Here is a 22,104-nt window from a genome sequence, read left to right on the forward strand (position 1 = left end):
TTTAAAAGGGGTTTTACTAAGGAAGTGGTTTTAAGAAAAAGGTATTTTGCAAAAATTGCACAGAGGGTTTTATGCAAAAATTACACAGGATTGATTATTGCAAGGTTGGGTCTTCTTTTTGTCCAGTAAGGATGGCTATAAGGTCTTTTACACGGATGATTCCTTGTTTTTTAAGCAGATGTCCGTTTGCTCCGCTTATAAAGATGCCTTCTTCGTAGTTTCCCATCCAGGCAGCACTCAGTTTTTCAGCTATGCAAAAACCTACCTGAGAGGCCTTTTCTCCTTTTTTGCAAGGGGTTAAGCAGTTAGAAACACAACCTTTAAAGTCTCTGTATCCTGCAAGGAATTTTTCTATAAAGGGGGTTTTGACTACCCTTAGAGGATATCCTACAGGAGAGTTGATCAGGATTATGTCTTCTGGGTTGAGTTTAAGGAGTATTTCTTTATAAATCTGAGGGGCGTCGCACTCATAGGTACAGATAAACCGGGTAGCAATCTGCACCCCTGAAGCCCCCATCTCTAAATACTTCTTGATATCTTGATAGCTCCAAACCCCACCGGCTACGATAACCTTAAGGTCCCCCAAGTTTTTGGCTTCTTCAAGCACCTCTGGTAACAAACTTTCTAATTGATATTCCTTTTTAAAGCAATCTTCTTTATGAAACCCTTGATGTCCTCCTGAAAGAGGCCCTTCTAACACTACGGCATCTGGTAGTCGTTGGTAGCGTTTTTCCCAGGTTTGACAGATAAGCTTTAAAGCTCTGGCAGAAGAGACGATAGGTATCAGGGCTATATCAAAACCTTTTACGTATTCTGGTAGTTTCAGAGGTAGCCCTGCTCCTGAGATGATAGCATCAGCCCCTGCCTCAGCAGCGTCTCTTACCACCCTTTGGTAATCTGTGATCGCACAGAGGACGTTTACCCCTATAGCACCTCTACCTTGAGAAAGCTCTTTAGCCTTTTGAATAATCCTTTTTAAGGCCTCTTTATTGTGGGTGTTTTCAGGACCTATGGGTCTACCAAGTTTGTCTTTTTTAACCAACTCAGGAAAGCGATAACCTGTGCCTACGGCTGAAACAACCCCCATCGCTCCTTCTTTAGCCACAGCCCCTGCTAAATTTTCCCAGGAGATACCTACCCCCATTCCTCCCTGAATGATAGGCACATCTAAGGTGATTTTTCTTATAGTAAGTTTGGGCAAAGCCATACCAATTTTTCTCCTTTTTAGACTATTTCTAACATCCTTTTTACCGCATTATAAGCCTTGATCCTTATTTCTTCTTCTACCACCACCTCAAACTCCAGGTTTTCTAAAGAAGCCAAAAGGTTTTCTAAGGTGATTTTTTTCATCGAAGGGCAAAACATCTTTTCTGGGGCAGGATGATAAAATTTTTTGTCAGGGTTTTGTTGAGATAGAGGATAGAGTAGGCCTACTTCAGTTCCTATGATAAACTCCTTATTTGGGAGTTCTTTAGCTAATCTCAGCATTCCGCTGGTTGAGGCTACCCTGTCTGCCAAGTCTATAACCTCAGGTCTACACTCAGGATGGGCTATAAAAAGGGCCTGAGGATGACCTTTTTTAGCCTCTAACACCTCTTCAGGGGTAAGAAGATGATGAAAAGGGCAAAAACCTTCAAAGTAAATGATCTTTTTGTCAGGATAAAACCTCTGGGTATAACGGGCAAGGTTCATGTCTGGAAGCATGATAATCTGTTTTTCTTTAAACGTTCCTACTACTTTTACTGCATTAGCAGAGGTACAGCATATATCACTTAAAGCCTTCACCTCTGCGGTTGAGTTAACATAGGTGACAACCGGTGCATCTGGATAGGCCTCTTTTAGGCGTAAGACATCCTCTGGGGTTATCATGTCAGCCATATCACAACAGGCACTTCCTACAGGTAGAAGGACCTTCTTTTTGGGTGATACGATTTTAGCGGTTTCTGCCATAAAATAAACACCGCAAAAAACGATAACCTCAGCGTCGGTTTTACTGGCTTTAAGACTTAACTCTAAGGAATCTCCTCTTAAGTCTGCAATGTCCTGTATCTCAGGAGGTTGATAGTTGTGAGCCAAAATGATAGCCTTTCTCTTTTCTTTTAGCTCAAGGATCCTCTCTATAAGCCTTTGTTTTTCCATCAAGCCTCCCTAAAAACTGAAATTTATCATTTTAGTAAAAATATACGATTTTAGTTTATTTTTTCAAGCAAGTTTTTAAGGTTTTTGTAGCAAGAAAGAGGAACAGAGAGGTTGTTAAGCCCTTTACCAAGCTTTATGTCAGGTTTGTTAGCGCCATGAAAATCACTTCCTCCGGTAACGATGAGGTCAAGTTTTTGGGCTGTTTCCAGCAAAAACCGGGTAAAATCCTGGTTATGTTCGGTATAGTAGGCTTCAACTCCCATTAAACCTATATCTTTTAGTAAAGATAAGTATTTATAGAGGTCGGCATAAGAGAGTTTTAAGGTAAAAGGATGGGCTAAAACAGGTACACCTTTGGCCTGTTTGATTTGGTTGATTGCTTCTTCGGGAGAAAGTAAAGCCTTGGGTACATAAGCTAAGGCCCCCTTTTTTAGATATTTTTGAAAGGCCTCTTCAAAGGTTTTTACCACCCCTTTTTTAACCAGAAGGTTGGCAATATGAGGTCTTCCTATCTCTCCTTGGGCGATTTCTTCTAATTCCTCTAAGGTAATCTCTATTCCTGCTTGTTGAAGTTTCTCTATCATTTTTTGGTTACGGGTATCCCTGGCTTTTTGTAAAACCTCTAAAGTAGATTGTATTTCAGGGATGTCAGGTTTTAAAAAATAACCTAACAGATGAAAATGCCCTGGGCCTTCAAACTTAACGCTTATCTCTACGCCACAGAGAAAGGGAAGATCCACTTCTTTAGCAGTAAGATAGGCCTCTTTGAGCCCTTGGGTGGTGTCATGGTCTGTAAGGGCTAAGGCTTGTAATCCCTCTTTCTTGGCTAAAATTATCAACTCTTTAGGGGTAAACGTTCCGTCAGAGGCGGTAGAATGGGTGTGAAGGTCAACCAAAATTTAGCCTCCTTTTTTCTTGTTTTGATAAGAGGCTTTGATAAAAGCCTTAAAAAGAGGATGGGGGTCAATAGGTTTAGATTTAAACTCAGGATGAAACTGCACCCCTACAAACCAGGGATGGTCTGAGATTTCTACTATCTCTACCAACTCTTCGTCAGGAGAAGTCCCTGTTATCTTAAGCCCGGCTTTTTCTAATTCCTCTCGATAACGATTGTTAAACTCATACCTATGTCTGTGTCTTTCAAAAATCTCATCTTGTTGATAAGCCTCCCAGGCTTTCGAGCCTTTTAAGAGTCTGCAAGGATAAGCCCCAAGGCGCATCGTCCCACCAAAATCACAACCTTCTTCTCTTATTTCTATCTGGCCTATGCGGTAGTTATACCATTCTTTCATAAGATAAATTACTGGGTAAGGTGTTTGAGGGTCAAACTCTGTAGAGTTTGCTCCTTTCCATCCAAGGACATTCCTTGCAAAATCTATCACCGAAAGCTGCATCCCTAAACAGATCCCAAAAAAGGGAATTCCCTCTTCTCTGGCATACTTGATGGCTAAAAGTTTACCTTCAACCCCCCTTACTCCAAACCCTCCTGGGACAAGAATCCCATCGGCATCTTTAAGGATAGAGGCTATGTTTCCCTCGGTAAGTTCATCTGAGTTTACAAACTTTAGGTTCACTCTTAGCTTGTTAGCGATGCCTCCATGCACTAAAGCCTCGTTAAGGGACTTATAAGAATCTTTCAAGTTTACGTATTTTCCTACGATGGCTATGGTTACTTCGTCTTCAGGGTTTTTATAGATTTTTACTATCTCTTCCCAAAGGAAAAGGTCAGGCTCTCTGGTCCACATGTTAAGGTATTCTATGATTTTCTTATCTAAGCCCTCTTGATGAAACACCAGCGGTATCTCGTAGATACAATCTACATCTTTGGCAGTGATCACAGCATCGTCTTCTACGTTACAGAAAAGGGCTATCTTTTTCTTGATGTCTGTGGGTAAAAATCTGTCTGTCCTGCATAGAAGGATGTCAGGTTGAATTCCGATGGCTCTTAGTTCTTTGACGCTGTGCTGGGTAGGTTTGGTTTTTAACTCTCCTGCGGTTTTGATGTAAGGAACATAGGTGAGATGAATAAAAAGGGCGTTATCTTTACCAAGCTCATAGCCTAACTGTCTTATAGCCTCAAGAAAAGGAAGGCTTTCGATGTCTCCTACTGTTCCTCCTATTTCTACGATAGCCACGTCTACGTTGTCTTCTGCTAAACTTAAAATAGCCTGTTTGATTTCGTCGGTAACATGGGGTATGATCTGGACGGTGCCACCCAAGTATTCCCCTTTTCTTTCTTTGGTGATAACTGAATAGTAGATTTTACCTGAGGTGTAGTTGTTTTTACTTCCCATCTGAGCTTGAGTAAATCGTTCGTAGTGGCCTAAGTCAAGGTCTGTTTCAGCTCCGTCTTCAGTAACATAAACCTCTCCGTGTTGAAAGGGGTTCATCGTGCCAGGGTCTACGTTGATATAAGGGTCAAGTTTTTGGAAGGTAACCCTTAATCCTCGAGCTTCAAGTAAAGCCCCTATAGCAGCCGCAGCAAGCCCTTTTCCTAAAGAGGAAAGCACTCCTCCTGTGATAAAAATAAACTTGGTATGGACTTTTATCCTGTTTCTGGGTTTTCTCATACCTTACACACTCCTTTTTAGGATTTTCCATTTTGTCGAGGTGGTATTTAAGCTAACCAACCCATGTTTAGTGACTAAAAAGGTTTCCTCTACCCCAATTACCCCAACCTCAGGCAGGTGAAACTTAGGTTCTAAGGCTATCACCATGTTTTCTTGAATCCTCATTTTTTGTTTTTTCCCAAGGATAGGAGGTTCATCTATCTGTAAACCTACCCCATGGCCTATAAAACCTAAGTCTCCGTCAGAATACATAAAATATGCCCCGAAGCCTGTTTTTTCAGATAGATCTTTAGCTTTAAAAAAGACTTCTTCACCATTTATTCCTGGTTTGATAAAATCTTTAAGTTGGTCAAGGATATAAAGACTTACCTGATAAACCTCTTGGGCGTAAGGCAGTTTTTTAAAACTAACCATCCTGGTCTGGTCGATGTAGTATCCCTGGTGATAACCACTGAAGTCTATAAGAATAGGCTCATCTTCTTTTAAGATTTTCTTATAACTTGCCCCTCCTGGAAAACCAAATACCCCCTCTCCTCCTTCTCCTGTATAGTAAGGGGTGGGGTTAAGACCTTCTTTACCTGAAATCAGGTATCCAAAGGTAAGTTCAAACCCGTTTAAAGACCTGGTAAGTCCAGGATGACCTAAAAGTCTTAGTTCTTTTTCTAAAATACCACTGGCTTCTAATTCTTTAATTCCTGGTTTAAACTGAGGTAAGGCCCTTTTAAGAGCTTTATCAAGCATCCTACCTGCTTTTCGGATACATTCGATCTCATAGGGGGTTTTAACAGCCCTTGTTTCTAAGATAAGTTGGTCTATGGCAGTAAAAGAATAAACCTCAAGCAGTTCCTGATATCTAAAAAATTCTCTTGCAGAGATGTTTTCTTTTTCTATGCCTAACAACCCTTTAGAGCAAAGGGAAGAGATGATTAAAGGCAGTTCTTTTAGGCTTTTTATGGGTTCACAGGGAATTAAAGTTTCTTTTTTAGCCCTCTCCCAAGGACGGTTTACTAAAATTTTTACTTCCTTAGGACTTATCAAAAGAAATCCTTTGGTAAAGGTTCCGCTAAAATAAAAGATGTTGAGAGGATTTATAATCAAGGCTAAATCGATTTGGTGCTGGTTAAGGAGTTGTTGAAACCTTTGGAGACGGAACTTTACTTCATCGGTTTGCAGGTTCATCTTTTTTTTCTTGTTCCTTTTGTTCTGTTAGCTGTGAAGTTTCTTGTTCTGTTTTTTTTAATCTTTCGGCGATGGCTAAAACGGTGTTAGCATAAGGTTCACTTAGGTTGTATTTCATGATAACTGTCTTTTTTTGTTCGATCGTGCCGTTAAAGGTATAGCCTTCTTTTTTTAGATAGTTGGCTATGCTGGCTAAGGCGTCTTCCATATTAAAAAGGTCTACCTTGCCGTCTTGGTCCCAATCATAACCATAGATTACGTAACTTTTAGGTACAAACTGGGGATAACCAAAGGCTCCAAAAATAGACCCTTTGATAGAAAAAGGATCCCATTTGTTTTGATAGCAGATGGTAAGAAAGTATAAAAGCTCGTCATAAGCCCAGCTACTTCTCTTAGCGATGATGTTTGAGTTTCTTTCTTCATCTAACGAAATGGTTTCGTCATACACAAAGTTTTTAAGCAAATCTTTGTTCCCTGAAAGAGTGAGGCTAAAAAACACGTTAAGGACAGGAAATTTACCGGTGTTTTGTCCAAGATTGGTTTCAACCAAAAAAATCGCCACTATCACCTCTTTATCAACCTCAAAGGTTTTTTCCAAGTTTTCGAGAAACTCTAAGTTCTCTTTTAAAAAATTTTTAGCCCGCTCAACCCTCTGGTCTTCTAAAAACTGGTGGTAAGGTAATTTGGCTTCTTTCCAGGTAAGTCTTTTTATCATCAGGTTTGGAAGATAAGCAAGCTCAGGAGAAGAAAAAACCTTTTCTATGTATTCTTCAGGAACTTTCCCTTTAAGGTCAATTTTTATGCGGTTTTTAAGGTCTTCTACATAAGGTTTAAGCAAAGGATCATTAGCCAAAACTTTTACAGGTTTTACGGCAGGATGAAAAAGGGTAGCTAACAGCCCTAATAATAACCCTAAAATTATTAGTAAAAAGATCCAGACTACTCTACTTTGGCTAAATTGAGTAAAGAACCCTTTAATATGCATTCTCTTTCCCTTTCTGTAAGTTCAGCTAAGGCCCAAACCTCGCCTTTTCCTTTGATTATAATTTTAACCCTTTTTTCCCCTTTTTCTATCAAGTTTCGAATGTTTTCTATGATAAAACTATCTCCCTGAGAGATTTTTTCATAGTCTGCCGGGTTTTCAAAGGTAAGAGGCAGGATTCCAAAGTTAATCAGGTTGCTTCTGTGGATCCTGGCAAAGGTTTTGGCTAACTTTACCCTTACTCCTAAATGCCTTGGGGCTAAGGCTGCATGTTCTCTTGAGGAACCTTGCCCATAGTTTTCTCCTCCCACAATCCCTACAGCCAATCCTTTTTCTTTTATTTCTAAAGATTTTTTGGCAAAATCTGGGTCTACGTTTTTGTAAACAAACTGGCTGATAGCCGGTAGGTTGCTTCTTAAAGGTAAAATCTGGGCACCAGCAGGCATGATATGGTCGGTTGTGATGTTATCTCCTACCTTTAACACAAAAACCCCTTCTAAGGTCTCAGGTAGAGGATCAAACGGTGGAAGAGGAGCTATGTTAGGCCCTCTTATGATTTCTACTTTTTTGGCCTCATCTTCTGGCAGAGGTGGTATTAAAAGGGTATCGTTTATAAGAAATTTTTCTGGAAGAACTACCTCTGGATATTCTCCTAATTCTCTTGGGTCGGTTATCACCCCTTTTATGGCAGAAGCCACCGCGGTTTCAGGAGAGACTAAATATACAAAATCAGGGTTTGTGCCAGAACGTCCTGGGAAGTTTCTGGTAAAAGTTCTGAGAGAGATAGAATTCGTAGGAGGGGCTTGCCCCATCCCAATACAACCTAAGCAGCCACTTTGGTGAAGTCTTGTCCCTCCTTCTAACAGGGATTTTAATCCTGAAAGTGCTACCAGGTTTTCAAGCACCTGAAGAGACCCAGGGTTTACCTCAAAGGAGACGTTAGGATGCACTTTATATTTTTCAAGTACCTTAGCCACAACCAGCAGATCTTTTAACGAAGAATTGGCACAGGACCCTATGATAACCTGATCCACAGGTTTACCGGCCTCTTCTGCAACCCTTTTTACGTTGTCAGGAGAAGAGGGACAGGCGCAAAGAGGTTCTAACTTGGAAAGGTCAATCTCTATGATTTCGTCATACTGAGGATCTTCGTCAGGCAAAAGTTCTACAAAGTCCTGTTCTCTTCCCTGAGCTATCAGCCATTTACGGGTAATTTCATCAGATGGAAAAATACTGGTGGTTGCTCCCATTTCTGTACCTAAATTACAGATGGTAGCCCTTTCAGGCACGCTAAGATGCTTTACCCCAGGGCCAAAATACTCTAAAATTTTTCCTAAACCACCTTTTACCGTAAGTTTAGAAAGAAGATAAAGGGCAATGTCTCTTGCCGTTACCCAAGGCTGAAGTTTTCCCTCTAAATAGACTCCTACTATCTTAGGGGTTCTAAGATAAAAGGGCTTTCCTGCCATAGCCATGGCCACATCAAGACCACCTGCACCTATGGCAATCATCCCACATCCACCTGCGGTAGGGGTATGACTGTCAGACCCTAACAAGGTTTTACCAGGCTTGGCAAACCTTTCCAAATGCACCTGATGACAGATCCCGTTCCCTGGCTTAGAAAACCAAATCCCATAACGTTTGGCTATACTTTGTAAAAACCTGTGGTCGTCTGCGTTTTTAAAATCACTCTGTAAGATGTTATGGTCTACATAAGATACCGAAAGTTCAGTTTTTACTCTGTCTATACCTATGGCTTCAAACTCAAGATAAGCCATCGTCCCGGTTGCATCTTGAGTAAGGGTTTGGTCTATCTTGATGGCGATTTCTTCTCCAGGAACTAAACGTCCAGACACTAAATGGTTTTCTAAAATTTTGTAAGCCAAAGGTTTTCCCATCTTTTCCTCCTTAGAAGATTTACTGAGGTTGTTTTACAACTCTCCAAAACACTCTGGGAAAAGGGCCTTAAACTTTTCTAAGGTCTTTTCTACTTCCGGTTGTATTGACTTGAATTTTTCGGTTTTTAGCGAAAAAAGAACAAATTCAGAGATAGAAAAAGAGGTGTAAAGGCAAAACTCTTTAGGTTTAGGCTCTAAAACAAAGAAAAAGTTGGTAAGAAAGGGGGTAATTTTTAGTAAATCTTCGCTGCTACCATCTATCCTTAGGTTAAAGATTATGTGCTTAGCCTTTAAAAAGGCAGGAAGCTCAGTTTTCACCTCTGTGGTCAAAAGCTCTAAAAGGATATCTTGAGACACCACGATAGAATGCTTGGGAGAAACATCCATTAAAAACTCAGAAGGAAGATCTTTAAAAAGAAAGAGATAAAGATTTTTAACCAGTTTTAAGTCTATATGCTGAGAAAGGATCTCCCTTAAGGCGTAAACAGAAAGGGTAAGTAAATACTCCCTTTTCCCGATTTCGTCAAACTTTATTCCGGTGGGGGTACGCTCTAAAAATTTATAAACCGGACTATCACTTGAGGCCTTTACCCTTAAGGTAAGATAAAAAAGCTTGAAGGCCTCTTCTAAAGGCAGTTTCAGTTGTTGTTTAACTACCGATAAAAACTCCTTTGGTTTTTCTGGCAAGATACCTATCCAGTTAAACTTCATGATGCCATACAATCCTTAGTAAATAAGATTTAAAATAATGTTTCTATTTTACAATCAATTAACTTTTCTGCAAGGATTAGGTCCTCTTTAAAAGTGATTTTAAAGTTTAGCCACGAACCTTCTACTATATAAACAGGATGGCCAAAATAGGTTAAAAGAGAGCTTTCGTCTGTGAACTCTAACCCCCTGGCTATGGCCTCATCAAGGCATTTTTTTAAAAGGTTAGCCTTTATTCCTTGAGGGGTTTGGATATGAAATAGATTTTCCCTGGGGACGTTAGCTTTTACGAGGTTATCTTTCACTAAGTTTAGGGTATCCCTCACAGGGATAGCCGGAACAGAGGCCCCGTAAGAAAAAGTAGCTTCTATCAACCTTTTTATAAGGAATTCGGAAACAAAAGGCCTTACAGCATCATGCACAAGGAAGACTTTTGTCTCTGAGGGAGCTGCTTTAACCGCCTGATAAACCGACCTCTGTCTGGTTGTGCCACCTTCTACGATTTTTAATACCTTTCTTAGGTTAAAACTCTTGATCAGTTTTTCGGTATGCTCTAAATAAAACGGGTGGGTAGCTATGATTATCCCGTCTACCTGAGGGGTCTTTTCAAAGGCTAAAAGGGTTCTTACCAAAAGAGGTATTCCCTTCAGGTCTAAGAACTGCTTGGGGAGGGATTCTCTCAGCCTTTCTCCTTTTCCTGCAGCAGGGATGATAGCAACTACCATATACCTTCTGATTTGTTTTTTTAGGTTTAGAATTATAATAAACAAAAACAGAAAATAAAGGGGAAAAGACATGTCAGGAAATAGTTTTGGGATTTTATTTAGGGTTAGTACCTTTGGAGAATCCCATGGCAAGGCCCTTGGGGCGGTGGTAGAGGGATGTCCACCTGGTTTAACCCTGTCAGAGGAGTATATCCAGAAAGAGGTGGACAAAAGACGGTCTAAGGAGTTTATCGGGCAAACCCCTCGTAAAGAAAAGGATCGGGTGGAAATTCTTTCTGGAGTTTTTGAAGGATATACCACTGGAACTCCGATAGGAATTGTAGTATATAACACTGACGTAAAATCTTCTGCCTATCAAAATCTTAAAGAGGTATTTAGACCAGGCCATGCAGATTTTACCTATCATATGAAATATGGAGGTTTTAGAGACTACAGAGGGGGAGGAAGAAGTAGCGGAAGGGAAACGGTGGTAAGGGTAGCTGCCGGAGCTATAGCTAAAAGGGTGCTTGAAGAATATGGAATTTCTGTGGTAGCCTATACCATAGCTCTGGGTGGGGTTGTGGCTGAAAAAAGAGACCTTGAAGTTATCTATAAAAATCATCTTTACTGCCCTGATGAGGAGGCCTATTTAAGGATGTGTCGAAAGATAGAAGAAGCAGTTAGAGAGGGAGACTCTTTAGGAGGTGTGGTAGAAGTTTTAGCGAGGGGAGTGCCTGCAGGACTTGGAGAGCCTGTTTTTGATAAGCTTGAGGCTGATCTGTCTAAGGGTTTAATGAGTATAGGGGCGGTAAAGGGGGTAGAAGTAGGGGCTGGTTTTGAGGCTGCTCAACTTAAAGGCTCAGAAAATAACGACCCTATCTCTTCTCAGGGATTTTTAAAAAACGATGCCGGAGGGATTTTAGGAGGGATTTCTTCAGGGCAAGATATAGTTTTAAGAGTTGCAGTAAAACCTATTCCCAGTATAAGAAAACCTCAAAAGACAATAAACCTCCAGAAAGAAGAAATAGACCTTATCATAGAAGGAAGACACGATGTTTCTGCCATACCAAGGATTGTTCCTGTGGTAGAGGCTATGGTTAGGATCGTGCTTGCAGACCATCTTTTAAGGCAGTTAGCCTATCTGGCCTTTCAGCAAAGATTACGTTTCCCTAACTTTTGGGGTTAAAGGTTTTTAGGTTGGTTTAGCCTAAAAATTTACGCAGATAACCTGCTTCTACTATCAGGCTGGTAGCTTGCGAGGAAAGTCCTTTTTTAAGGTTTTTAAGTAGGGTAGAAGTGACTTCTTTATGTTCCTCGTTTGGCTCATAGTTAAGGTTTAAAATATTTAGGAGGTTCAGAGCTTTGATAATTTTGTTTTTGACCTCTTCCGGCATAAGGTCTAAGCATTTGGGATTGAAATATTGGAGAGCTTTAGAAAAGTCAAACTCTAAGTTATGGTAGTAGTTTTTAATTTCATGTAACTCTTCTTTGGTTAAAGCGTTTAACCCAAAGATTTCAGGGGGAAGACCTATAGAATAACAGGCAGCACAAAAGCTTATGACTCTTGGGAGCACTATCCCATGGAGGCTTCTTGAGTAACCAAAAAGGCCGATGTGTAGTTTTCTCATCCTTCTTCTCGGCACAAATTTAGCTAATTCGTTTATAGCAGGAGCAATCGGGGCGATGGTAGCCTTATACTCTTCTGAAATTTTTTGGATTATTCTTTGACAAAATTCGAAGTCTACGTCTGAGATAGGATGTCTGATAAAAGTTTTTACTTTTTTGACCCCTGCAATCACATCCTCTACCGGAAAGTCATATTTAAAGGCAGACTGAACGGTAAAGGTTTCTACCGAAGAATATTCAGAAAGAACCTTTTCTACGGTGTAAGGGGAAAAGTTTCCTCTAAAAACAGGGGTTCCTACCCCTAAGATAGGATAAACCTCTATGTCATGCTTTAAGGCAAAATTTTCTAATTTTTTTAAAGCAACTTTAATCCCTAAAACAGCACTTATAAGCCCATAGTTTAACGCTGGGTCAGATCGAGCTAAAAACACCCGAAGATAGGGTAAATTTTTGTTTTGAATATACTCTTCTAAGATTTGATCTATGTTGAAAAAGGATTCGACGTTTTCAAAAAGTGGAATAACGTTGATACTTTCAGGTAAAAAATCACCTACCCATTCAGCTACTGTGATGTCTCCTGGATATATAGGTTGATGTTGGAGACCAGCGATAAAATTTTTGTAGTAGTAATAAACCCTGTTAAGTTCCTTGGCTGAAGTGGTCATCGGAAGTATTACCTCAAAAATCGGAGGAGGATGGTCCTTTAAAAAGATACGGGCTGCATCCATAGATCGAGGTATACTTTCTAAAGTCTCAACCAAGATTTTAGCTTCATCCTTTTCCACAGTAGGGTTAGGAATTCTAAGGGTGATAAAACAGTCTTTGCCTAAAAGATGTCTTTTAAAAAAATTAGGATACTTACTATAAAGCTTTTTGACCACAAAGTCGTCTACCTCTTTGCCTTCACTGTCCCACATCTGTTCATCGCACCCTAAATGAGAAAAGGCATAATAGGCCTCTTGGATCTCGTCTTCACCTGACATGTCAGGATGCTCTGCAAAAAAAGGCAAGGAAACGTTGTCTGGATGTTGAGTAGACATCACCCGTGGAACCCTCATATAACCACCTCTATAATAAAAATTTTTTTGAGATCTCCGTTTGATTAAAACTAACAGATGTTTTTAATATTTCAAGTTCAAAATTCTCTTTAAGATGTTCCAGCAATTCGTTTACAAAAACAAGGTTTTTAGGATGAAAATAGATTTTAGTCAAACCAGATTTAGGATCTAAGATGGTTAGACTTGAGAGATGGTCGTAGCCTTCAAGAATAAACTTGAAAAAGGCGATCTGAGAAGGATTAACCTTAACCAGAAACCACACACTACGCATTTAGTAAAAAGAAGGGGGGAGACCCCCTTCTGTGATTTTAAAAGTCAGAACTATGGTTTATTCGCTTTTAGGTGATCTTCCTGGATTGCCGCTGTTGACGACCTTTACCTTTGAAGCTTGCTCGCCTTTAGGACCTTGAACTACCTCAAACTCTACTACCTGTCCTTCTTTAAGGGTTTTAAATCCAGACATTTCTATGGCAGAGTAATGCACAAAAACATCTCCGCCATCATCCTTGGAAATGAAACCATACCCCTTCTTCTCATCAAACCACTTAACCTTACCTCTAAACATGTTACTAAAACCTCCTTTAAGTTTTTCTATTAACCATACTTAACCTCAAAAAAAATATTTGTAAAGGGGTAAATTTTAAAATTTTAAAAATTTTTAAAAATAGTTTAAAACTGAGGGTTTGTGTGGGATTGAGGAAAAGGTTGTCGTTTGATGAGTCTGAGAGGTGTTTTTTTTAAGATTTGTTTAAACAGATTGCTATTTTAAAAAATAAAGCTAAAATTCTAAAATAAATGGAAATTGGTATAAGGAACTTTTTGGCTTTTTTAGACCTTTCTGAAAATCCGATTAAAATTAAAAATTTCAGATATTTTATTTTAGGTCATTTTATTTCTTTTACCGGTTCTTGGACTTACAACACCGCTATCATCTGGCTGGTTTATGAGCTTACTCGGTCTTCTTTTTATTTAGGCATCTTTAGCTTGTTTAACTCTTTACCTACCTTTGTTTTTAGTTTTTTGGCAGGATTAATCATAGACCGGTTTGACCGAAAAAAACTCTTAACATGGGTGGTGTTTTTAGGGATTTGGCCTTCGGTTTTTCTGGGTTTCATTACTCAAGAAGGAAGATTGAACTTTTGGTTGGTGGTGTGGATAAACATGGTGGCTGTTAGTCTTGCTTCGGTTGACACCCCTCTGAGACAGGTGTTTATAAGTGAAATAGTTCCGGCAAACTCACTTACCAAAGCTATATCCTTCCAAGCTCTTTCTTTTAATACAGCTCGGATGGTTGGCCCTTTTTTAGCAGGTCTTATCATTGCCTACGGACAGGTTTATCAATGTTTTTACTTTAATGCCCTCTCTTATCTACCTTTTTTGCTTTTTCTTTTGTTTTTCATAAAATATCAAAAATCCTATCATATAGACTTCGAAAACAAGAAAAATTTTATAGAGGCGTTTAAAGAAGTGTTTACTTTGTTTAGAAAACAACAAGCACTCCCTGCAGTTTTAGGTATGGTTTTTAGCTTTACTTTTTTTGGTGCCTCTATTCTCATTCTTTTTCCGATAATTGTTGACAAATTATTCGGAGGAGGTGGCAAAGAATTTGGTCAACTTTCTTCTATGGTAGGTATAGGTGCTATTCTTGGGTCAGTTTACATAATTTTAGGAAAGGTAAAAAACAAACTCTCTAAACTTTGGTCTTCCACCTGTATTTTTGCTTTAGGGGCTTTAGGGATGGTGTGGTCTAAAATTTGGTGGTTAACCCTCTTTTGTTGTCTCCTTTTAGGTTTTTCCTTTACTAATTTTTATCCGATAGCTAACTCATACCTTCAAGAAAATACCCCTACAGAAATAAGAGGTAGGGTGATTAGTTTTTTTACCTTTTCCTTTTTAGGGGTTCATCCTTTAGGGAGTTTTTTAGCAGGGGTTCTTGCAGAAAAAGTAGGGTTAGGCTGGCTAGTAAGTTTTTATGTATTAAGTTTAGTTTTAGTAAATTTTTTTCTTTTAAATATTGCTAAACTTAAAAAATAGTTTATTAATTTATTGCACTTAATTTTTTAGAGAGGGTTTTAAAATGGTAGATCTTGAGAAGATCATAACAAACTTAAATCTTGCTGAGTGTGCTTTAGGTTTAGGCTTGTATGTGATGGTTCTGGAACAGGATAAGGTGGTCTATTTAAATAAGGTGGCTGAAGAAAATTTAGGTTATCCTAAGGAAGAAATCGTAGGAAAAGGAATAGGGAGCTTGTTAGTCTCTTCTCCTAACTTTATGACAGAGCTAAAAAAAGAACTTTTAAAAAAGCATAAACAAAAGAAGATGGTTAAGTTTTTAACCAGATAGGGCAAGGTTGTTATTTTGGAGGCTTTATTTTACAAGGTAGAGTTGACCCCACAGGAAACCCTCATTTTGATGTTAGGGAAAGACACCGGAGAGTTGATAGAATTAAGAGCCAAGATAGAAGAGTTGGAAAAAAATCAACGGTTTTCCGAGTTTTTAAGAAGCTTAGTCCATGATTTTAACAACATTCTGCAAAATACCCTTAAGTACTTAAAGAACATAGAGGAAAACGTAGACAAACCAGAAGAGATTAAAAGGTATAAGTTTTTGGCAGAAAAAACCTTAAAATCTTGGATTGACCTTAACCGTTTGCTTATAGATTATACCAAAGGAATAAGAGATGTCCTTTCTTCCCAGTTAGAAATGGTTTCTTTTTTAAAAAACAATTTAGATATTTTTCAGATCATTGCCGGACCTAAAATTCAGATACAGCTCTCTTTAGGGTCTTTAGTAAACGTTTTTGTCCCAGGAGAAGAAACCTTTTGGAGGTATATCTTTTTAGATTTTATCAGTAATGCTAAGGATGCCATCGAAGACGAAGGAGAGATAGAAATAGCACTATCTTTAAAAACCCTTGAAAAGAAATACTTGATAATCAAGATAAAAGATAACGGATGTGGTATACCTGAAGAAAACTTAGAAAAAATTTTTATGCCTTTTTTTACTACCAAAAAGGAAAGCAGTGGCTTAGGCCTATTCTTGGTAAAAAATCATATCACAAGTTTGGGAGGAAAATTAGAGGTAGAAAGCAAGGTTAACTTAGGCACAACCTTTAAGATTTGGGTCCCTGCGCTGAGTGTGAGCTTATTAACTCCGTTGCAAAAGTCGGAGATCAAAAAACTTAAAATCATCCTTCTGGAAGACGAACCAGAAATTTTAGCAAATATACAAGAAATATTGGAAGGAGAAGGTCATCAAGTTTGGGCTTTTTCTAACTATGAAGAATTAGAAAAAAACCTTGATAAAATTTCTTCTCCAGACCTTCTTATTACCGACTATCATATGCCAGGAATAAAAGGTTTTGAAGTCTACCAGAATTTAAAACAAAAATTTCCAGACCTAAAGGTTTTGTTTTTGACAGGAGATTTGTTATCTCTGGCGGAACTACCCAGCTTTAAACTACTTCTAAAACCCTTTACTGCAGAACAACTCTTGGCTAAGATTAAAGAAGAAGTTATGCTATGAACCGATGGTTAGAGGAGTTTTTAAAATATTTAGAGGTAGAAAAAAACTATTCTCCTCAAACTTTAAAGGCCTATAAAAAAGACTTAGAAGATTTTTTGAACCATGGTCAGAATTTAAAGATAGAGGATCTTAAACATTTCCAGCCTTTTCATCTAAGGCTTTATCTTGCGAACCTTAAAAAAACTAAAAAAGAACCTACTACCATCGCAAGAAAAGTTAGTGCTTTAAGAAGTTTTTTTAGGTTTCTTTCCAAAAAAGAGGTCATACCTAAAAACTTAATCCATTATCTCTCAACCCCTCGGGTTTTAAAAAAATTCCCTCGTGTTCCTACCGAAGAAGAACTGAACCAGATGATAGAACAGGTAAAAGAGAATAGCTTTTTTGGGCTTAGAAACAGAACGATTTTAGAACTTGGTTATGGCTGTGGTTTAAGGGTAGGGGAGCTTACTAAGCTAACACTGAACCAGCTAAACCTGCAACTTAGGTTTTTAAGAGTAATAGGAAAGGGGAATAAAGAAAGGATGATCCCCTTTGGCAAGAAGGCACAACAGTTGTTAGAAAGATATATAAAAGAAAGAGAAAAAGTGCTTTTAAGCTTAGGTAAAAGTCATGGGTTTTTGTTTATTAACTCAAAGGGAGACAAGTTAACCGACCGGGGGGTTAGATACATACTTAAGACCTTAGGAAAAAGTTATGGAATAGAATACCTTCATCCTCATACTTTAAGACATTCTTTTGCTACCCATCTTTTAAACTCAGGGGCTGATCTTAGGGCTATTCAGGAACTTTTGGGACATGCTTCCCTTCTTACCACAGAAATGTACACCAAGGTTAGTTACGAACATCTACTCAAAGTTTATCTTAAATCCCATCCCCGAGCTAAAAAGGACTAACCTGTAGAATCTATTTTCTTGATTTAAGTCAAGGAATTTTTAAAGTTTTTTCATAAAAAATTTTCTATAAAGAGATACCTTCGGTAAGGGGGCCTTATGAAAAATAAGGTAGCTATAGGGGTGGTGTTTTTAGGGGTGGTTTTGTTTGTGGCTTTGTTAGGTATGCCTAAGCTTGTTGCTTATACCAGTAAAAATTCCTATTGCGCAAGTTGTCATGTGATGGAAGACCAGAGTTTATCTTTAAGAAAGTCCGGGTTGCATAATCAACTTAATTGCATAGACTGCCATCTTCCTCATGACAATAAACTCAGACATTATTTTTGGAAAGGTGTTGACGGAACTAAGGATTTGGTAAAGTTTCACCTAAATCTTATACCAGAGGAAATTACCCTATCTTCTCATGGTAAGGTTTTGGTTCAGGAAAATTGTATAAGGTGTCATAAAGATATGGTTTTTATGATACACGTGAAAGACAGAAACTGCTGGGAATGTCATGTAAAAGTAAGGCATAAAATGAGTAGCAGTTTAGAAGTTTTAGAAAAATAAAATATAAGGGGGGATAAGATGAAACGAAAGTCTTTGTGGTTAGGTTTAACCCTTATGGGTTTGGTTTCGTTGATAGCGGGTTGTAAGCCTCCTGAAAAAGCAAAAGATTTCCGTCAGGAAGCTTTTAAGATAGCTGAAAATGAGGTAGACCCAGAGGTATGGGGAAAAGCTTTCCCTCTTCACTATGAGATGTGGAAAAAAGAGTCTGAACCTACTCCTGCAGGCTTAAGCAAGTATAAAAGAGGTTGGGATACTGATAAAATAGTTTATGATAAACTCTCTGAGTTTCCTTTCTTAGCTGTTATTTATAACGGATTTGGATTTGGTATAGAGTATAACGAGCCAAGGGGACATTACTACAGGATGATAGACCTTCAAGAGATAGACCCCTCAAGGACCAAACCCGGAGGAGTTTGTCTGACCTGCAAGACTCCCTATTCTGCTGACCTTGAAAAACAGTATGGGGCTAAATATTACAACACCCCGTTTAAAGAGGCATTGGGTTGGATCCCAGAAAAACACCTTAACCTTGGGGGTTCTTGTTTAGATTGTCATGACCCTAAAACGATGAACCTCCATATAAGAAGGGCTTTTACCTTAGGGAAGGCTTTAAAGGATTTAGGAATAGATGAAAAAGGGCTAACCCATCAACAGATGAGAAGTTTGGTGTGTGCTCAATGTCATGTTACCTATGTAATCCCAAGAGACCAGGATATGAAGCCTACAGGCATCTTTTTCCCCTGGCAAGGCAGTAAATGGGGAGATATCAGTATAGAAAACATCATCAAAGTCTTGAAAAGCAATCCAGCTTATGGAGAGTGGAAACAGGCGGTCACAGGGTTTAAATTGGCCTTTATCAGACATCCTGAGTTTGAGCTTTATTCAAGAAACTCGGTGCACTGGAATGCAGGAGTCTCTTGTGCTGATTGTCATATGCCTTACAAAAGGATGGGAAGCTATAAGGTAAGTGAACACAGAGTAATGAGTCCTCTAAAAGATAACATGAGGTCTTGTAAACAATGCCATCCCCAAAGCACCGATTGGTTAAAACAGCAAGTAATTGCTATTCAGGATAGGACGATTTCTGCCTATATAAGAGCTGGATATCAGACAGCGGTAGCAGCTAAACTTTTTGAGAAGGTGCATCTGGCTCAAACTCAAGGAAAGACCATAGACCAGACTTTATACAACAAAGCTAAGGATCTTTATTTAGAAGCTATCTATAGGGTAATCTTTGTAGGAGCAGAAAATTCAGTTGGGTTTCACAACCCTACAGAGGCTATGCGAATTTTAACCGATGCTTTAGCCTTTGCCTCTAAGTCAGAAGCTATTTTAAGAACTGCCCTTGCTAAAGCAGGAGTAGAGGTTCCTGCAAAAATAGACCTTGAGGTTTCCAAATATATCAACAACAGAGGTGAAAAAAAACTTAACTTTAGGCCAGAGCAGGAGTTTAAAGATCCATTTGGAATACAACAACTTTTTGAGGGGATGCTTTAAGACAAATTAAGGGGGGGGAAAAATCCCCCCTTAATGTTGTTTTAGCTGTTAAGGTTCAATCTTTGTTCCTAAGAGTTCAACAAATTTAGCCATCCACCAAGGATGAGCCGTCCAGGCAGGGGCAGTAACGATGTTTCCGTCTACACATACGTTAGTAAAGGTTTCGTTTACTTCAGACCATATCCCACCAGCAAGCACTATTTCAGCTTTTACTGCTGGATAAGCCGTAAGTTTTTTGCCTCTTATCACGTCTGCTGCGGTGAGTAGTTGAGGCCCATGACATATGGCTGCGATGGGTTTGTTTTTTTTAGCAAAGTGTTTGACTATCTGGATGATTTTGTCGTTCAACCTTAAATATTCAGGAGCTCTTCCTCCAGGTATTACAAGACCGTCATAATCTTCTGGGTTTATACTATCAAAATCTGCGGTGATCCTAAAGTTGTGTCCTCTTCTTTCTAAATAGGTTTGGTCTCCCTCAAAATCGTGGACTGCTGTTTTTACCACATCTCCAGGTTTTTTCCCAGGACAAACTGCATCGACCTGATGCCCCAGCATCTGAAGCATCTGAAATGGAACCATAGCTTCATAATCTTCCACATAGTCTCCCACCAACATCAGTATCCTTTTGGCCCCCATAACCCTCCCTCCGTTAAATATTTTTTAAAAAAATAAATTTAGATAAGCTTTTTTCAAGGTTTTTTAGAACACAAAACTCTCTTTAAGGCTTGACATATTTAAAACTTTTATTATATTATAAAACACAGGTTGAAAGATCGCGGGGTGGAGCAGTCTGGTAGCTCGTCGGGCTCATAACCCGAAGGTCGTGGGTTCAAATCCCACCCCCGCAACCAACTTGTTTCTCTATCTGTAAACATTCTTACCAGGGGTTAAAAGCCTTACTTAGGTCTCCTTTTATACATAAAAATTTTCGAAGAGGATTAAAAAGTGAAAAGTTTAGAGCGAATTAAGAAACAGGTGTTAAGGGCACTGGCTAAAGATAGAGCCTCTTTTTGGCAGTTGATAAACTATCAAGATGCCCATCTGGTAGATTTTTTGGAAGCTATTAAACAGCTTCTCCAGGAAGGTAAAATAAAATACGAAAAACCCTATTTTTATCTTGCTGAAGAGGGTTTGCCGATTTTTCCATATGAAAGTCCAGGATGTCTTTTTTGTTCTCCTTTTGAACAAAATCCTTTTTGGAAACAGGTTTTAAAAGATTTTATAGAGATTACTAGGGACCGTCCTTTACCAACCAGTGATTTTGACCAGGGTTTTATAAAACCAGAAGATACGGTCAAAAGAACGGCTTTTATCTATGAAAGAGGTGATCTTGAGGGGACAGAGGTTTTTATCTTGGGAGATGACGATTTAATCTCTCTCAGCATGGCTCTTACCAAACTACCAAAAAGGATAGTGGTGGTAGAAATAGACGAAAGGATTAATAGATTTATCAAAGAAAAAGCAACCCTGATTGGTTATCATAACATAGAGGTCTATAATTACAACGTGATAGAGAAACTTCCTGCCGAGCTTTGTAAAAAGTTTGATATATTTGTCACAGACCCTGTAGAGACGCAGAAGGGGTTAAAACTTTTTGTAAACAGATGTATCCAGTCTTTAAAGGGTGAGGGATCGGTGGGTTATGTAGGGTTTACCCATCGAGAAGCTTCGTTAAAAAAGTGGTATGACTTTCAAAAGTTTATCTTAGCCTCAGGTTTTGTTTTAACTGATATCTTAAGGGATTTTACCACCTATCCTGAAGAAGAAAATCAGTGGGAGGATTTTTACCGGACTTACAGGATTATGAAAGAGTTTGATTTGCCCATCCCGGAGGTAGATTGGTATAAGTCTTGTTTTGTTAGGTTTGAAGCTGTAGAAGATCCCAGGGTTTTAGACATAGAGGTTCCTGCTGACCTTGAAGAGCTTTATTTTGATGATGAATCTTGGGCAACTCCCTTACCTTCTTATTTAGAAAAAAATATAAAATAGGGGTAAAGTTATGGCTTATAGCACGTCAGATTTTAAGAGAGGTTTAAAAATAGAATGGGAGGGGAAACCCTACGAGATTTTAGAGTTTCAGCATGTTAAAGTTTCCAAAAATCAGCCTACGGTTAGAACCAGGTTAAAGGACTTGACTACCGGTAGGGTTTTTGAGGTAAACTTTCGTGCAGGAGAAAAGTTTGAAAAACCTGACTTGCAAGAAAAGGAGATGCAGTTTTTATATAAAGAGAAAGGACAGTATGTATTTATGGATTTAGAGGATTATGACCAGGTTTACCTTAGAGAAGAAGAGGTAGGTCAGGCAGCAAAATTTCTCAAAGAAAACTTAAACGTTTATATCATCTATTACCGGGGTAAGGTAATAGGTATGGACATTCCTAACATCGTAGAGTTAGAGGTGGTAGAGACTGAGCCAGGGGTTAGAGGGGATACCGTTGGTTCTGCCACCAAGCCTGCTACCCTTGAAACTGGGGCTGTCATTCAAGTACCTCTTTTTATCAACAAAGGGGACAGGATTAAGGTAGACACTAGGACAGGAGAATATATAGAGAGGGCTGTATAAATGCTTACTCTTAAAAAACTTCAGGAGTTTAAAGAATACTTAGAAAGTGGAGCTTTCATAGAGGACTTTGAGATGAGACCTAAGGATGGGCAAGAAGAGATGTTAGATATGATAGAGACCCTTTTTCAGATTTGTGAGATAGCAGACGAGGTGATATCTAAACATTTTTACAGAAAATGGGGCGAAGAGTTGTTGAAAGGGCCTTCTGATTAGAA

At 38.8% G+C, this 22,104-nt stretch carries 23 protein-coding genes and 1 tRNA gene; 11 read left to right on the top strand and 13 right to left on the bottom strand.

The window, feature by feature from the left end:
- Window positions 1-94: 94 nt before the first annotated feature.
- From G580_RS0102780 to ispD, 9 genes are read right to left on the bottom strand one after another with little or no spacing between them, the layout of a single operon-like run.
- Window positions 95-1,207 carry an NAD(P)H-dependent flavin oxidoreductase gene (locus tag G580_RS0102780; RefSeq protein WP_028840947.1) on the bottom strand — a complete coding sequence of 371 codons (1,113 nt, stop codon included), beginning with the start codon at window positions 1,205-1,207 and terminating at the stop codon, window positions 95-97.
- A 17-nt stretch (window positions 1,208-1,224) separates the two neighbouring features.
- A complete protein-coding gene (gene nadA / locus G580_RS0102785) occupies window positions 1,225-2,139 on the bottom strand; it encodes a quinolinate synthase NadA (RefSeq protein ID WP_028840948.1) in 915 nt (304 codons plus the stop codon).
- A 50-nt stretch (window positions 2,140-2,189) separates the two neighbouring features.
- On the bottom strand, window positions 2,190-3,035 hold the full coding sequence (locus tag G580_RS0102790; protein WP_028840949.1) for a PHP domain-containing protein: 846 nt from the start codon (window positions 3,033-3,035) through the stop codon (window positions 2,190-2,192).
- Between the two features lie 3 nt (window positions 3,036-3,038).
- Window positions 3,039-4,709, bottom strand: a complete 1,671-nt coding sequence (locus G580_RS0102795) for a CTP synthase (RefSeq protein WP_028840950.1) — start codon at window positions 4,707-4,709, stop codon at window positions 3,039-3,041.
- 3 nt (window positions 4,710-4,712) lie between these two features.
- A complete protein-coding gene (locus tag G580_RS0102800; RefSeq protein ID WP_028840951.1) occupies window positions 4,713-5,888 on the bottom strand; it encodes a M24 family metallopeptidase in 1,176 nt (391 codons plus the stop codon).
- Window positions 5,869-6,873 carry a lytic murein transglycosylase gene (locus G580_RS09705; protein ID WP_083960784.1) on the bottom strand — a complete coding sequence of 335 codons (1,005 nt, stop codon included), beginning with the start codon at window positions 6,871-6,873 and terminating at the stop codon, window positions 5,869-5,871. Before G580_RS09705 ends, G580_RS0102800 begins: the two co-directional genes overlap by 20 nt.
- A complete protein-coding gene (locus G580_RS0102810; protein ID WP_028840952.1) occupies window positions 6,828-8,768 on the bottom strand; it encodes an aconitate hydratase in 1,941 nt (646 codons plus the stop codon). The genes G580_RS09705 and G580_RS0102810 overlap by 46 nt, the downstream gene beginning before the upstream one ends.
- 33 nt (window positions 8,769-8,801) lie before the next feature.
- Window positions 8,802-9,479 carry a hypothetical protein gene (locus G580_RS0102815; RefSeq protein ID WP_028840953.1) on the bottom strand — a complete coding sequence of 226 codons (678 nt, stop codon included), beginning with the start codon at window positions 9,477-9,479 and terminating at the stop codon, window positions 8,802-8,804.
- A 29-nt stretch (window positions 9,480-9,508) separates the two neighbouring features.
- On the bottom strand, window positions 9,509-10,201 hold the full coding sequence (gene ispD / locus G580_RS0102820; RefSeq protein WP_038041401.1) for a 2-C-methyl-D-erythritol 4-phosphate cytidylyltransferase: 693 nt from the start codon (window positions 10,199-10,201) through the stop codon (window positions 9,509-9,511).
- 70 nt (window positions 10,202-10,271) lie between these two features.
- Here ispD and aroC point away from each other — a divergent pair, with 70 nt between their 5' ends.
- The gene (aroC, locus tag G580_RS0102825; protein WP_028840955.1) at window positions 10,272-11,366 is read left to right on the top strand and encodes a chorismate synthase; all 1,095 of its coding nucleotides are present in this window, start codon (window positions 10,272-10,274) and stop codon (window positions 11,364-11,366) included.
- Window positions 11,367-11,382: 16 nt separating this feature from the next.
- On the opposite strand, the gene ppcA is transcribed toward aroC, so the two are convergent.
- From ppcA to G580_RS0102840, 3 genes are all read right to left on the bottom strand, one after another.
- A complete protein-coding gene (gene ppcA / locus G580_RS0102830; RefSeq protein WP_028840956.1) occupies window positions 11,383-12,864 on the bottom strand; it encodes a phosphoenolpyruvate carboxylase in 1,482 nt (493 codons plus the stop codon).
- A gap of 10 nt (window positions 12,865-12,874) precedes the next feature.
- Window positions 12,875-13,126 carry a DUF4911 domain-containing protein gene (locus G580_RS09710; RefSeq protein ID WP_038041403.1) on the bottom strand — a complete coding sequence of 84 codons (252 nt, stop codon included), beginning with the start codon at window positions 13,124-13,126 and terminating at the stop codon, window positions 12,875-12,877.
- A gap of 66 nt (window positions 13,127-13,192) precedes the next feature.
- The gene (locus G580_RS0102840) at window positions 13,193-13,429 is read right to left on the bottom strand and encodes a cold-shock protein (RefSeq protein WP_028840957.1); all 237 of its coding nucleotides are present in this window, start codon (window positions 13,427-13,429) and stop codon (window positions 13,193-13,195) included.
- Between the two features lie 254 nt (window positions 13,430-13,683).
- Between G580_RS0102840 and G580_RS0102845 the strand changes: the two genes are divergently transcribed.
- The 6 genes from G580_RS0102845 to G580_RS0102870 all read left to right on the top strand — a co-directional run bounded on the left by G580_RS0102845 (window position 13,684) and on the right by G580_RS0102870 (window position 19,326).
- On the top strand, window positions 13,684-14,898 hold the full coding sequence (locus tag G580_RS0102845) for an MFS transporter (RefSeq protein ID WP_169357062.1): 1,215 nt from the start codon (window positions 13,684-13,686) through the stop codon (window positions 14,896-14,898).
- A gap of 43 nt (window positions 14,899-14,941) precedes the next feature.
- Window positions 14,942-15,208 carry a PAS domain-containing protein gene (locus G580_RS0102850; RefSeq protein ID WP_028840959.1) on the top strand — a complete coding sequence of 89 codons (267 nt, stop codon included), beginning with the start codon at window positions 14,942-14,944 and terminating at the stop codon, window positions 15,206-15,208.
- 15 nt (window positions 15,209-15,223) lie between these two features.
- Window positions 15,224-16,390, top strand: coding sequence for an ATP-binding response regulator (locus G580_RS0102855; RefSeq protein WP_028840960.1), 1,167 nt, complete (start codon window positions 15,224-15,226; stop codon window positions 16,388-16,390).
- Window positions 16,387-17,283: a site-specific tyrosine recombinase/integron integrase gene (xerA, locus tag G580_RS0102860; protein ID WP_028840961.1), complete on the top strand. Its 897-nt coding sequence runs from the start codon at window positions 16,387-16,389 to the stop codon at window positions 17,281-17,283. Before G580_RS0102855 ends, xerA begins: the two co-directional genes overlap by 4 nt.
- Window positions 17,284-17,379: 96 nt before the next feature.
- A complete protein-coding gene (nrfH, locus tag G580_RS0102865) occupies window positions 17,380-17,829 on the top strand; it encodes a cytochrome c nitrite reductase small subunit (RefSeq protein WP_028840962.1) in 450 nt (149 codons plus the stop codon).
- A gap of 18 nt (window positions 17,830-17,847) precedes the next feature.
- Window positions 17,848-19,326 (top strand): ammonia-forming cytochrome c nitrite reductase subunit c552, encoded by a 1,479-nt coding sequence (locus G580_RS0102870; protein ID WP_028840963.1) that lies wholly within the window; start codon window positions 17,848-17,850, stop codon window positions 19,324-19,326.
- 48 nt (window positions 19,327-19,374) lie between these two features.
- Here the strand turns inward: G580_RS0102870 and G580_RS0102875 are convergent, their stop codons facing one another.
- Window positions 19,375-19,962 (bottom strand): DJ-1/PfpI family protein, encoded by a 588-nt coding sequence (locus tag G580_RS0102875; protein ID WP_028840964.1) that lies wholly within the window; start codon window positions 19,960-19,962, stop codon window positions 19,375-19,377.
- A 138-nt stretch (window positions 19,963-20,100) separates the two neighbouring features.
- Here G580_RS0102875 and G580_RS0102880 point away from each other — a divergent pair.
- From G580_RS0102880 to G580_RS09720, 4 genes are all read left to right on the top strand, one after another.
- Window positions 20,101-20,177: transfer RNA gene (locus G580_RS0102880), tRNA-Met, on the top strand.
- A 94-nt stretch (window positions 20,178-20,271) separates the two neighbouring features.
- The gene (locus G580_RS09715; protein ID WP_038041405.1) at window positions 20,272-21,315 is read left to right on the top strand and encodes a bis-aminopropyl spermidine synthase family protein; all 1,044 of its coding nucleotides are present in this window, start codon (window positions 20,272-20,274) and stop codon (window positions 21,313-21,315) included.
- Between the two features lie 10 nt (window positions 21,316-21,325).
- Window positions 21,326-21,889 (top strand): elongation factor P, encoded by a 564-nt coding sequence (efp, locus tag G580_RS0102890; protein WP_028840965.1) that lies wholly within the window; start codon window positions 21,326-21,328, stop codon window positions 21,887-21,889.
- Complete coding sequence (locus G580_RS09720) at window positions 21,890-22,102, top strand: hypothetical protein (RefSeq protein WP_038041407.1); 213 nt, start codon at window positions 21,890-21,892, stop codon at window positions 22,100-22,102. It begins immediately after the preceding gene.
- The last annotated feature ends 2 nt before the right edge of the window (window positions 22,103-22,104 follow it).

This window comes from Thermodesulfobacterium hveragerdense DSM 12571, assembly GCF_000423845.1.
Classification (GTDB): Bacteria; Desulfobacterota; Thermodesulfobacteria; order Thermodesulfobacteriales; family Thermodesulfobacteriaceae; genus Thermodesulfobacterium; species Thermodesulfobacterium hveragerdense.